This is a genomic window from Microbacterium kyungheense (genome assembly GCF_006783905.1).
GTDB lineage: Bacteria > Actinomycetota > Actinomycetes > Actinomycetales > Microbacteriaceae > Microbacterium > Microbacterium kyungheense.
In genome coordinates, this window is record NZ_VFPE01000001.1 from 1,220,779 (window position 1) to 1,233,239 (window position 12,461).

The 12,461-nt window shown below is 70.1% G+C and carries 14 protein-coding genes; 10 read left to right on the forward strand and 4 right to left on the reverse strand.

All coding sequences use genetic code 11. The features are described from left to right. Positions 1-46: 46 nt before the first annotated feature. The 10 genes from rpmI (at position 47) to FB391_RS05460 (ending at position 9,745) form a co-directional block, all read left to right on the forward strand. Positions 47-241, forward strand: coding sequence for a 50S ribosomal protein L35 (gene rpmI, locus FB391_RS05415; RefSeq protein WP_045297246.1), 195 nt, complete (start codon positions 47-49; stop codon positions 239-241). A gap of 32 nt (positions 242-273) precedes the next feature. Then, on the forward strand, positions 274-657 hold the full coding sequence (gene rplT, locus FB391_RS05420; protein ID WP_045297244.1) for a 50S ribosomal protein L20: 384 nt from the start codon (positions 274-276) through the stop codon (positions 655-657). Between the two features lie 72 nt (positions 658-729). After that, positions 730-1,530, forward strand: a complete 801-nt coding sequence (locus FB391_RS05425) for a TrmH family RNA methyltransferase (protein ID WP_141893332.1) — start codon at positions 730-732, stop codon at positions 1,528-1,530. 83 nt (positions 1,531-1,613) lie between these two features. Continuing rightward, on the forward strand, positions 1,614-2,417 hold the full coding sequence (locus tag FB391_RS05430; protein ID WP_141893334.1) for an amino acid ABC transporter ATP-binding protein: 804 nt from the start codon (positions 1,614-1,616) through the stop codon (positions 2,415-2,417). Positions 2,418-2,478: 61 nt separating this feature from the next. After that, positions 2,479-3,396: a glutamate ABC transporter substrate-binding protein gene (locus FB391_RS05435; protein WP_141893337.1), complete on the forward strand. Its 918-nt coding sequence runs from the start codon at positions 2,479-2,481 to the stop codon at positions 3,394-3,396. Between the two features lie 63 nt (positions 3,397-3,459). Continuing rightward, entirely contained in the window at positions 3,460-4,107 is a 648-nt protein-coding gene (locus tag FB391_RS05440) for an amino acid ABC transporter permease (RefSeq protein WP_141893339.1), read from the forward strand. Further along, positions 4,104-5,015, forward strand: a complete 912-nt coding sequence (locus FB391_RS05445; RefSeq protein ID WP_141893341.1) for an amino acid ABC transporter permease — start codon at positions 4,104-4,106, stop codon at positions 5,013-5,015. The genes FB391_RS05440 and FB391_RS05445 overlap by 4 nt, the downstream gene beginning before the upstream one ends. A 70-nt stretch (positions 5,016-5,085) precedes the next feature. Continuing rightward, positions 5,086-6,135, forward strand: coding sequence for a phenylalanine--tRNA ligase subunit alpha (gene pheS / locus FB391_RS05450; RefSeq protein ID WP_141893343.1), 1,050 nt, complete (start codon positions 5,086-5,088; stop codon positions 6,133-6,135). Next, positions 6,135-8,669 carry a phenylalanine--tRNA ligase subunit beta gene (gene pheT / locus FB391_RS05455; RefSeq protein ID WP_141893345.1) on the forward strand — a complete coding sequence of 845 codons (2,535 nt, stop codon included), beginning with the start codon at positions 6,135-6,137 and terminating at the stop codon, positions 8,667-8,669. The genes pheS and pheT overlap by 1 nt, the downstream gene beginning before the upstream one ends. Before the next feature lie 77 nt (positions 8,670-8,746). Beyond that, a complete protein-coding gene (locus FB391_RS05460; RefSeq protein WP_141893347.1) occupies positions 8,747-9,745 on the forward strand; it encodes an NAD-dependent epimerase/dehydratase family protein in 999 nt (332 codons plus the stop codon). Here FB391_RS05460 and FB391_RS05465 read toward each other — a convergent pair. Genes FB391_RS05465 through FB391_RS05480 form a run of 4 tightly spaced genes read right to left on the reverse strand, consistent with a single transcriptional unit; the run spans position 9,736 to position 12,323 of the window. Further along, on the reverse strand, positions 9,736-10,488 hold the full coding sequence (locus FB391_RS05465) for an ABC transporter permease (RefSeq protein ID WP_141893349.1): 753 nt from the start codon (positions 10,486-10,488) through the stop codon (positions 9,736-9,738). The genes FB391_RS05460 and FB391_RS05465 overlap by 10 nt on opposite strands. Further along, complete coding sequence (locus FB391_RS05470; RefSeq protein WP_141893352.1) at positions 10,488-11,375, reverse strand: ABC transporter ATP-binding protein; 888 nt, start codon at positions 11,373-11,375, stop codon at positions 10,488-10,490. The genes FB391_RS05465 and FB391_RS05470 overlap by 1 nt, the downstream gene beginning before the upstream one ends. After that, a complete protein-coding gene (locus FB391_RS05475) occupies positions 11,372-11,671 on the reverse strand; it encodes a transcriptional regulator (RefSeq protein WP_141893354.1) in 300 nt (99 codons plus the stop codon). Before FB391_RS05475 ends, FB391_RS05470 begins: the two co-directional genes overlap by 4 nt. After that, positions 11,664-12,323, reverse strand: a complete 660-nt coding sequence (locus FB391_RS05480) for a hypothetical protein (protein ID WP_141893356.1) — start codon at positions 12,321-12,323, stop codon at positions 11,664-11,666. Before FB391_RS05480 ends, FB391_RS05475 begins: the two co-directional genes overlap by 8 nt. Positions 12,324-12,461: the final 138 nt, after the last annotated feature.

Genomic DNA, 12,461 nt, shown 5'->3' on the forward strand with positions numbered 1-12,461 from the left:
GGATGAGACTCCCGCCTGGGCGGGAAGTGAAACGAAGGAAGAAGAGATGCCGAAGCAGAAGACCCACTCGGGCGCCAAGAAGCGCTTCAAGGTCACCGGCAGCGGAAAGCTCATGAAGCAGCAGGCGAACCTTCGCCACAACTTCGAGGGCAAGCCCAGCCGCCGTACCCGCCGTCTGTCGCAGGAGCAGGTCCTCGCTCCCGGTGACGCCAAGGTCGCCAAGAAGCTCCTCGGTCGCTGAGCGCGCCGACGCACGAATAGGAATCAATCGAAATGGCTAGAGTCAAGCGGGCCGTCAACGCCCACAAGAAGCGTCGCGTCATCCTCGAGCGCGCCTCGGGTTACCGTGGTCAGCGTTCGCGCCTGTACCGCAAGGCGAAGGAGCAGGTCACCCACTCGCTCGTCTACGCGTACCGCGACCGTCGCAAGCGCAAGGGCGACTTCCGCCGCCTGTGGATCCAGCGCATCAACGCCGCTGCCCGTCAGAACGGCATCACGTACAACCGGTTCATCCAGGGCCTCGGCCTCGCGGGTGTGCAGGTCGACCGCCGCATGCTCGCCGAGCTCGCGGTGAACGAGCCCAAGACGTTCGCGTCGCTCGTCCAGACCGCCAAGAAGGCTCTGCCCGAGAACGTCAACGCTCCCAAGAGCGCCTGACACCGGCATCCGTCCAGAAATGGGGCGTCCTCCGCACGGAGGGCGCCCCTTTCTTGTCCCTAGACTGATGCCGTGCTCGAGAACCCCCGCTCTCCGCGTGTCCGCGCCGTCGCGAAGCTGACCAAGCGCAGTGCCCGCCAAGAGACCGGGCTGTTCCTGCTCGAGGGGCCGCAGGCGGCGCGCGAGGCGCTGGCGTACCGGCCCGACACCCTCGTCGAGATCTTCGCGACGCCGACGGCCCTCGACAAGCACACCGACGTGCGCGATGCCGCGAAGGATGCCGGACTGGAGGTCGTCTACACGACCGAGGCGGTGCTCGACGCGATGGCCGACACCGTGACGCCGCAGGGCATCGTCGCGGTCGCGCGACAGGCGCCGACGTCCGTGCGCGAGGTGTTCGCGGCGTCTCCGCGGCTCGTCGCGATCTGCGAAGAGGTCCGCGACCCGGGCAACCTCGGCACGATCATCCGTGCCGCAGACGCGGCGGGGGCGGATGCCGTCGTCCTGACCGGCCGGACGGTCGACCCCTACAACCCCAAGGTCGTGCGCGCCACGACCGGGTCGCTCTTCCACGTCCCGGTCGCCGTGGGCGTGGACCTCGCCACGGCTGTCGAGAAGGCACACGCCGCCGGCGTGCAGGTGATCGCCGCCGACGTCGGCGGGGGCGACTTCCTCGCGTCGCGCGAGCTGCTCGCGCAGCCCACGGCCTGGCTCTTCGGCAACGAGGCGCGCGGGCTCGAAGACGACGCGCTGGCGCTCGCGGACCTGTCGCTGCGCCTGCCGATCTACGGCGCGGCGGAGTCGCTGAACCTCGCCACCGCGGCGAGCGTGTGCCTGTACGAGACCGCTTTCGCGCAGCGCGCAGCGGGCTGAGGACGCCGCGCGCCTGTTACAACACGGTTAAGACCCGTGTGGCGCTCTGGCACCGGGTCGGAACCCGGCCCTAATGTGGCGATATGACGCCCGACGACAGCGCGCCGCGTATTGAGCAGGCACCGACCAGCAACATCTCGGTGCGGCGCGGGGATCCCCTTGTGGTGATCAAGGATGTCCAGAAGCACTACGGCGACTTCCAAGCCCTGAAAGACATCGACCTCACCGTGAACCGCGGCGAAGTGGTCGTGGTCATCGGTCCGTCCGGCTCGGGCAAGTCGACGCTGTGCCGCACGATCAACCGCCTCGAGACCATCACGAGCGGGACGATCACGATCGACGGCAAGGAGCTGCCCAAAGAGGGCAAGGCGCTGGCGGGGCTGCGTGCCGACGTCGGCATGGTGTTCCAGTCGTTCAACCTCTTCTCGCACCTCACGATCCTCGAGAACGTGACTCTCGGGCCCATCAAGGTCAAGAAGACGAAGAAGGCCGACGCCGAGGCGCTGGCCAAGCAGCTCCTCGACCGCGTCGGCGTCGGCCACCAGGCGTCCAAGCTGCCGGCACAGCTGTCGGGCGGTCAGCAGCAGCGCGTGGCGATCGCCCGCGCCCTGGCGATGCAGCCCAAGGTCATGCTGTTCGACGAGCCGACGAGCGCGCTGGATCCCGAGATGATCAACGAGGTGCTCGACGTGATGGTCGGCCTCGCCCAGGACGGCATGACGATGATCGTCGTCACGCACGAGATGGGGTTCGCACGCAAGGCGGCTGACCGCGTCGTCTTCATGGCCGACGGGCAGATCGTCGAGCAGGCGACGCCCGAGGAGTTCTTCACGAATCCGCAGAGCAGCAGGGCGAAGGACTTCCTCTCCAAGCTGCTCACCCACTGACGTCCGCGCCCGCACCGGCGCGACGAACGAACGAACACACGGAACGGACTTGGAGGATCACATGCGCAAGCTACGAATCGGCGGGGCGCTCGCGGGCATCGCGATCGCGGCCCTCGCCCTCACGGCGTGCAACAGCGGCACGCCCGGCGCGGAGCCGGATGCGACGGACGGCGGCGGCGACGAAGAGACGTCGAGCACTCCGTGGACGGTCGCGACGGACGTCTCCATCGACGGCAGCCCGACCTTCGACGCCATCACCGAGCGCGGGAGCGTGAAGGTGGGCGTCAAGGAGGACCAGCCCGGCCTCGGGTACCTCGACCCGGTGAGCGGTGAGCGCACCGGCTTCGACATCGACATCGCCCGCTGGATCGCGGCGTCCCTGGGTTACGACGAGGACAAGATCGAGTTCACGGCCATCCCGTCGGCGAACCGCGAGCAGGCGATCGTGAACGGCGACATCGACTACTACGTCGGCACGTACTCGATCACCGACAAGCGCAAGGAGCAGATCTCGTTCGCGGGCCCGTACTTCATCACGGGTCAGGGCCTGCTCGTCGCCGCCGACAACGACACGATCGACGGACCCGACTCGCTGACGTCCGACATGACGGTGTGCTCGGCGACGGGTTCCACCTCGATCCAGCGCATCAAGGACCTCGGCACCGCGCAGACCAAGGAGTACGACACGTACTCGGCCTGCGTCGAGGACCTGAAGAACGGCCAGGTCGACGCGGTCACCACCGACGAGGCGATCCTCATCGGCTACGCCGCGCAGGACCCCGACAACCTCAAGGTGGTCGGCGACGTCTTCAGCGAGGAGCGTTACGGCGTCGGCCTCGCCAAGGGCGACACGGCGATGCAGGAGTTCATCAACACGATGTTCACCGACGGCAACGACATCTGGCAGCAGATCTTCGACAACAACCTCGGGGCGTCGGGCGTGAAGGCCGAGCAGCCCGAGGTCGACCCGGTCGGTTGATCGATCGGCGGTGGCGGCGCGATGGCGCCGTCACCGCCTCCGGCAGGAATGGGAAGGAGCCACATGGGCGTCATCACCGATCATCTCGACCTCTGGGGCGAGGCCATCGGCGGCACGCTCGTGCTGTTCTTCGGCGGCGGGCTGATCGCCCTGGTGCTCGGGTTCATCGTGGGCGCGATGCGGGTGTCGCCCATCCCGATCGCGCGAGCGGTCGGCGCGGTGTACGTCAACTGGATCCGCAACACGCCGCTCACGCTGGTGATGTTCTTCTTCGCCTTCTGCGTGCCCATCCTGCTGCGCCAGCGCATCGACCCCATCATCCTGCCGATGATCGCACTGGGCATCTACACGGCCACCTATGTCGCCGAGACGATCCGGTCGGGCGTCAACACGGTCCCGGTCGGTCAGGCGGAGGCGGCGCGTGCGCTGGGCCTGAGCTTCGGACAGGTCATGTCGTTCGTGATCCTGCCGCAGGCGACACGGTCGGTCATCCCGCCCATGATGAGCGTGTTCATCGCTCTCTTGAAGAACACCACGGTCGCGGCGGGCTTCTCGGTGCTGAACCTGGGCTCCATCAGATCCTGGCTCAGCGAGCAGGGTGAGAACCAGCTCGTCGTCCTGCTCTGGGTGATGGTCATCTTCGTGGCGCTGGTGCTCCTGCTCGCGTGGCTGCAACGGATCCTCGAGCGCAAGTGGAGGATCGCACGATGAGCGGCTCTGTTCTCTACGACGTCCCCGGCCCTCGGGCGGTCGTCCGCAACCGCATCCTGGGTGCGGTCACGATCCTGGTCGTCGCCGCGCTGTTCGCGTGGGTGATCTGGCGGTTCGCCGCGACGGGCCAGTTCAGCCCCGAGAAGTGGGAGATCTTCTCCTACAGCCAGATCTGGGTGCTGATCGGCGAGGGCGTCCTGAACACGCTCGCCGCATTCGCGGTGGCTGCTGTGGGAGCACTGATCCTGGGCTTCGTTCTGGCGATCGGGCGGATGTCCGACCACGCGTGGCTGCGCGTGCCGATCGGCTGGATCGTCGAGGTGCTCCGCGCCATCCCGGTGCTCATCTTCATGATGCTGCTGTACTACGGCCTTCCCGTCGTCGGCATCAAGATGTCCCCGTACTGGGCGGTCGTGATCGCCCTCATCGCCTACAACGGCTCCGTCCTCGCGGAGGTCATCCGCGCCGGGGTCGAGTCGCTGCCCCGCGGTCAGAGCGAGGCCGGCTACGCGATCGGCCTGCGCAAGGCGGGGGTGATGCGTCTCGTCGTGCTGCCTCAGGCGATCCGCGCCATGCTGCCCGTGATCATCGCGCAGCTCGTCGTGACGCTGAAGGACACCGCGCTCGGGTTCATCATCACGTACCACGAGCTGCTCTACGTCATCAAGCTCCTGGGGTCGAACGCGGTCTACCACTCGCCGCTCATCCCGACCGCGATCGTCGGCGGCTCGATCTACGTCGCGATGTGTCTGCTCCTCTCGTACGTGGCCTACGTCGTCGAGAAGCGCACCCGCCGCTCGCCGAAGGTGCAGACGCTCGACATGGGCGACGGCGGCGAGCCGACGACGGCCACCGAGACGATCGCCGCGCAGCGCGGTTTCGGCAAGTACGACGCCCAGGGGTTCTGAGTCGCGACGACACGGGTCCGCCGCCGGCACGCGCCGGCGGCCACCCGTGCCGTCGGTAGACTCTTCTCTCGTGTCCGACGCTCCCGAAACACTCGACATCACGCCCGAGGCGGTGGATGCCGCCGTCACCGACGCGCTGGCGGCCATCGCGGCGGCCGCCGACACCGCGGCGCTGAAGGCGGCGCGGTCCGCGCACTCCGCCGAGGGCTCGCCGCTGGCGAAGCTCAACGCGCGACTGCGCGACGTGCCCAACGACAAGAAGGCCGAGTTCGGCAAGCTCGTCGGCCAGGCCCGCGGACGCGTCAACCAGGCGTTCGCGGCGCGGGAGGACGAGCTCGCGGCCGCAGAGACGGCCGCCCGGCTCGAAGCCGAGCGCGTGGACATCACGGCGCTCGCGGCACGCGCGCGCGTGGGTGCGCGGCATCCCATCTCGCTCCTGCAGGAGCAGATCGCCGACATCTTCGTCGGCATGGGGTGGGAGATCGCCGAAGGCCCCGAGCTCGAGCACGAGTGGTTCAACTTCGACGCCCTGAACTTCGACGTCGACCACCCGGCGCGGCAGATGCAGGACACGTTCTTCGTCGACCCGGTGGACCGTCACCTCGTGATGCGCACGCACACGAGCCCCGTCCAGGTGCGCTCGATGCTGGAGCGCGCCCTGCCGCTGTACGTGCTGTGCCCGGGCCGCGTCTACCGCACCGACGAGTTCGACGCGACGCACCTGCCCGTCTTCACCCAGTTCGAGGGCATCGTCGTCGACAAGGGCATCACGATGGCGCACCTGAAGGGCACGCTCGACCACGCCGCGAAGGTGCTGTTCGGGGCCGAGGCGAAGACCCGCTTCCGCGCGAACTTCTTCCCCTTCACCGAGCCGTCGGCCGAGCTCGACCTGTGGCACCCGACCTTCAAGGGCGGCGCGCGCTGGATCGAGTGGGGCGGCTGCGGAATGATCAACCCGAACGTGCTGCGCGCGGCGGGGATCGACCCGGAGGAGTACTCGGGCTTCGCGTTCGGCATGGGCATCGAGCGGACCCTCATGTTCCGCAGCGACGTCCAGGACATGCGCGACATGGCCGAGGGCGATATCCGCTTCAGCGAGCAGTTCGGAATGGTGGTCTGATGCGCGTCCCGCTCTCATGGCTTCGTGAGTACGCCGACGTCCCGGCTGACGCCTCGCCCGAGGACGTCCTCGCGGCGCTCGTGCGCGTCGGCTTCGAAGAGGAGGACGTGCACCGGTTCGAGCTGCAGGGTCCGATCGTCGTGGGCGAGGTGCTCGAGTTCGTCGAGGAGCCGCAGTCCAACGGCAAGACGATCCGCTGGTGCCAGGTGCGCGTCGCGCCGGACGGCGGGACGGCGGCCGACGGCGGCGATGCCGTGCACGGCATCGTGTGCGGTGCGCACAACTTCTTCCCCGGCGACAAAGTCGTGGTGACCCTTCCCGGCGCGGTGCTGCCGGGTCCCTTCCCCATCGCCGCGCGCAAGACGTACGGCCACGTGTCGGACGGCATGATCGCCTCGGCGCGCGAGCTCGGGCTCGGCGACGAGCACAACGGCATCCTGCGCCTGGTCGAGCTCGGCATCGACGCTCCCGTCGGCACCGACGCGATCGCGCTGCTCGGTCTCGACGACGTCGCGGTCGACATCAACGTGACGCCCGACCGCGGATACGCGCTGTCCATCCGCGGCGTCGCGCGCGAGTACTCGCACTCGACCGGTGCCGCCTTCCGCGACCCCGCCGAGCGGCCGTGGGAAGAGCTCGCACCCGGCTCCGGGTTCCCGATCGTCGTCGACGACCAGGCGCCGATCCGCGGTCGCGTCGGGGCGTCCGAGTTCGTGGCACGCGTGGTCCGCGACGTCGATCCCACCAAGCCGACCCCGGCCTGGATGATCGCGCGGCTGTCGCTCGCGGGCATCCGCAGCCTCGGCATCCTGATCGACATCACCAACTACGTGATGGTCGAGCTCGGCCAGCCGATCCACGGCTACGACCTCGACAAGCTGCAGGGCGGCATCACCGTGCGCCGCGCGTCAGCGGGGGAGAAGCTCGAGACTCTCGACGGCAAGGTGCGCACGCTCGACGCCGAGGACCTCCTGATCACGGACGAGTCCGGCCCGATCGGCCTGGCCGGCGTCATGGGCGGCGGTGCGACAGAGATGAGCGACACCACGCGCAACGTGCTCATCGAGGCCGCCACCTTCGACACCGTGTCGATCGCGCGCACCGCCCGGCGGCACAAGCTGCCGAGCGAGGCGTCGCGCCGCTTCGAGCGCGGCGTGGACCCGCTCGTGCCCTTCGTGGCCGCGCGCCGCGTCGCCGACCTCATGGTCGAGTACGCCGGCGGGACGAGCGACGACGAGCTCGGCGGTGCGCTGTTCGCGGAGGTGTTCATCCCGGGCATCGCCCTGCCGCCCACGTTCGTGCAGCGCCTGATCGGCGTCGACTACACGCCGGGCGAGATCGAGGGGGCGCTGCGCCTCATCGGCTGCGACGTGGTGGGAGCCGAGGACGACGAGGGCTGGCAGGTCATCCCGCCGTCGTGGCGCCCCGACCTCACCGACAAGTGGACGCTCGCCGAGGAGGTCGCCCGCATCGAGGGGTACGACCGCATCCCGTCGCACCTGCCGCTGCCGCCGTCGGGCCGAGGGCTCACGTCGCTGCAGGTCGGCCGTCGTCGCGTCGCCAACGCGCTCGCCGCGGCCGGCTACGTCGAGACGCCGTCGTTCGGCTTCACGACCGAGGAGCAGAACGATCTGCACGGCTCCGCCTCCGGCGCGCACCTGCCGAGCGTGAAGCTCGCGAACCCGCTCGACGGCCAGGCTCCGTTCCTGCGCCGCACGCTGATCCCCGGGCTGCTGCAGGTCGCGCATCGCAACGTGTCGCGCGGTCTGACCGACCTGGCGCTGTTCGAGACGGGCCTCGTCTTCCTGCCCAAGCCCGGCGTGCAGTACGGCACGTCGTTCGTGCCGCCGCTGGCGGTGCGTCCGGATGCCGCCACGCTGGCGGAGCTGGATGCCTCGATCCCGCCGCAGCACCGCCATGTCGCCGTGCTGCTGACCGGCAACCTCGTCGCGAAGCAGCCCGGGCTGGCACCGGTGTCGGCCGGGCTCGCCGACGCGCTGGACGCCGTCCGCACGATCGCCGCCGCCGCGGGCGTCTCGATCGAAGTGGCCCAGGGCGAGCGCGCCGCGCTGCACCCGGGCCGCACCGGGGTGCTGAGCGTCGCCGGCACCGAGGTGGGCTACGTCGGCGAGCTGCTGCCGGCAGTGGCCGAGGCATCCGATCTTCCGGGACGCGTCGTCGTGGCGGAGCTCGATCTCGACCTCGCGCTGTCGCTCGCCGGCGAGAAGGTCGTCGCCGCGTCGCTGTCGGGCTTCCCGGCGGCCACACAGGACGTCTCGCTCGTGCTCGGAGCGGATGTCGCCGCCGCCGACGTGCGCGCAGCGCTCGCCGAGGGCGCCGGCGACCTGCTGGAGTCGGTGCGACTGGTCGACGACTACCGCGGCCAGGGCGTTCCCGACGGCGCGAAGAGCCTGACGTTCGCGTTGCGTTTCCGCGCTGCGGACCGGACGCTCACCGCGGCGGAGGCGACCGAGGCCAAGCTCGCGGGTGTCGCCGTCGCCGCCGAGCGCTTCGGCGCCACGATCCGCGACTGATCCACCGAGCGAGGGCAGGCGTTCCGCCGACGGCGGAACGCCTGCCCTTCGCGGTGCGCACCTGGTTGGCTGGTGCCATGACCGATGTGCTGATCCTGGGCGGGACGGGCTGGCTGAGCGGGCGGGTGGCGCGGGCGTGGACGGATGCCGGAGCAGCCGTCACGTGCCTCGCCCGGGGCGGACGAGCCGCACCCGACGGCGCGAGGCTCGTCGTGGCGGACCGGGACGAGCCCGACGCGTACGCCGCGGTGGCGGACCAGGACTGGGACGCGGTCGTCGACGTGTCGTCGAACCCGGCGCACGTCCAGGCCGCCGTCGGGGCGCTCGCACCCCGGGCGGCTCACTGGACCTACGTCTCCAGCGTGTCGGCGTACGCGCGCGCGGATGCGCCGGGCCAGGACGAGACGGCCGAGCTGCTGCCGCCGACGGCGCAGGGCGACGAGTCCGACTACGGCCGCGACAAGGTCGCGGCCGAGAACGCGGTGCGGGCCGGACTCGGCGACCGTGCGGCGGTCGTGCGCCCTGGGCTCATCGTCGGCCCGGGCGATCCCACCGATCGGTTCGGCTACTGGGTGTCGCGGTTCGCGCTCGCCGGGCCGGGACCGGTCCTCGTACCCGAGACGGACGGCCACCATGCCCAGGTGGTCGACGTCGACGACGTCGCCGAGTTCGTCATCCGCGTCGGCGCCGACCGCTGGTCGGGCACGGCGAACGCCGTGGGGGGCGTCGGCACCCTCGCCGGACTGCTGGAGGTGGCACGGGAGGTCGGCGGCCATTCCGGGGCTGTGGTGACGGCATCGGACGGCTTCCTCATCGATCACGACGTCGCGTACTGGGCGGGCCCTCGCTCGCTGCCGCTGTGGCTGCCGGCAGACATGCCCGGATTCATGCGCCACCGCAACGAGGTCTTCCGGTTCGCCGGGGGATCACTGCGACCCCTGCGCGACACGCTGGAGCGCACCCTCGCCGACGAGCGCTCGCGCGGCCTCGACCGGATGCGACGTGCGGGACTCACGCGGTCCGACGAGCTGGAGCTCCTGAGCGAGCTCGGCGCATCCTCGTCGACTCAGCGGTAGCGGCGACCCTCGTCGCGGCGATACAGCCACACGGCGAGGACGCCGAGCACGACGGTCCACACCAGGATCCCGAGCAGCGCCCACAGCGGAGCGCCGGTGCCGAGGGCTGCGCCCACGACGATCTCGCGCGCCTGCCGCACGGGCAGGAGCTTCGAGACGACGTCGAGCCAGTCCGGGAACATCACCGGCGGGAGGAACAGCCCGCCGCCGAAGGCGAGCACGAACATGGCGACCTGCGTCACCGCGATCGCGGCCTTCGGGCCGCACGTGGTGCCGATGATGACGCCGATGAGCGCCGACGGCACGGCGGTCACGATGACGAGGCCGATCGCGGCGAGCAGGTCTGCCGGCTGCGGTGCCGCGGCGGTGAACAGCGCCCCGATCACGAGCAGCGGCACCATGGCCGCCGCGGCGACGATGAGCGTCGACGCCATGAGCCCCGCGATGCGGGCGCTCGGCGCGCCGGGGAGGGTCCGCAGGTAGGGCGCCCACGGCTTCGCGCGCTGTTCGGCGAGATCGATGCCGATCGAGAACAGGCTCGCCGACATGAAGGCGAACACCACCATCGACGCGACGGCGGCGGTCGCGAACTCGGGGTTGTCGACGACCATCCGCTGCGGCAGCACGAACAGGCAGAACGCGAGGGAGGGGAAGGCGAGCGAGCCGATCACGGCGATCGGCACGCGGGCGGTCTCGAGCAGGCTGTACTTGGTGTGGACGGCGGCGAGGGTCAGCGCGGACATCACACGGCTCCCTTCGTGAGCGAGAGGAACGCCTCTTCGAGCGTGGCGCCGCGGACGGCGAGTCCCGAGAAGGGCAGATCGGAAGCGACCAGCCGGCGGACGAACGCGTCGGAGTCCGCGAGCACCGCGGTGGCCGTTCCGGCCTCGGTGTCGATCGTCACGGCCGCATCGGGCGCGAGCGACTCGATCTGTGCGGCGTCGAGTCCCGAGAGCGTCACCCGGCGACGGGCGACGCCGGACACGATCGCGGCGAGCGTGTCGTCGGCGCGCACGACGCCCTCGTCGATGACGACGACGCGCTGGGCGAGCTGCTCGATCTCTTCGAGGTGGTGGCTGGTCATGACCACCGCGCAGCCGGCCGCGTTGCGGGCGCGGACGGCATCCCACAGCCGCCGTCGTGCGTCGACGTCCAGGCCGGTCGTCGGCTCGTCCAGGAGCACGACATCGGGGTCGCCGACGAAGGCGAGTGCGAGGGCCACCCGCCGCTGCTGCCCGCCCGAGAGCGCCCCGCACTGCTTGGCCAGCAGGTCGCCGAGGCCGAACTCGTCGATGATGCGGGCAGCCGGCGCCGGACGCGGGTAGTGCGCCGCCACCAGATCGAGCACCTCGCGCGCCTTCAGCGCCTCCGGAAGTGCGGTGGTCTGCGGCGTGGTGCCCAGCCGGATGCGGGATGCCGCATTCCGAGGATCTCCGCCGAACAGCGTCACGGTGCCCGAGGTGGGGATCCGCAGCCCTTCGATCAGTGTGAGCAGCGTGGTCTTGCCGGCGCCGTTGGGACCGAGGAGTCCCACGCACTCGCCGGCGTGGATGTCGAGGGTCACGCCGTCGAGCGCGGTCACGTCGCCGAAGCGCTTGACGAGCGATTCAGCATGGACGAGGACGGTCATCGGGTGCCTCCGAGCAGATCGAGGAGCTGAACGCGGTACGCGCGAAAGGCGGCGCGCCCCGCGGGGGTGATGGTCACGAGAGTCGCCGGCCGTCGCCCGGCGAACGTCTTGGTGCTCGCGACGTAGCCTGCGGCCTCGAGTTTGGCGAGGTGCGTGGTGAGGTTGCCCGCCGTCATGTCGAGCAGCTTCTGGAGAGCGGGGAACGCGATCTCGTCGCCGTCGGCCAGCGCTTCGTCGAGCGTCGTCATGATCCGCAGACGGGCGGGGGCGTGGATGATCGGATCGAGCTCACTCATGGTCCTGCTCCCGGCGCGGCTCCACGGGCAGCAGTCCGCGCACGAGCAGCACGGCGACGACGATCATCGCGAACGGACCGGCGATCGCGTAGACGAGGAAGTTGTACGGCGTGCCCACGAACGTCGCGGCGACGGCGACGGCGATGATGACGATGCCCAGCGCATACTGCACGGGAGCGCGCCACAGCGCACCGCCGGCGAGGTACAGCACTCCGACGATGAGGGCGAAGGCGCCCGGGTAGATCAGGGCTGCGAGCTCGTCCGGCAGCCCCGCGCGCTGCAGTCCCACGAGCAGCAGCCACGTGCCGACCATCGAGATCGTCCACGACCAGCCGTACAGCATGCCCTGGAAGCGCGACCGGCCGCGGATGCCCGCGCCGCTGCGGACGCCGGTGACGATCGACCACACGATCGCGATCACCATGCACGCTCCGAACACGATCCAGGCGACGGCGGTCGGCAGGAGGTCCACGTCGCCGATGTCGCGACCGCACCACAGCGCGCCGAAGCCGATCGCCCAGGCTGCCGCCCAGACGATCAGCAGCACGGCGTACCCGCGCAGCAGGCGGCTCTGCGTGCTGCGCCGCTGGGATTGCATGAGGTCGTACATGCGCTCGGCGTCGGCCCGGGTCCCGGAATCGTCGGTGCTCATGCAAAGTACTTTGCAGCGCAAACTACTTTGTGTCAAGACCTTCGTGTGAATCCGTCGATTTGGCGCCGCGGCGGGGCAGCCGCTATCGTCGGCGCATGCCTTCGGCGACCCAGGGACTCCCGACGCTCTTCCCGAGCG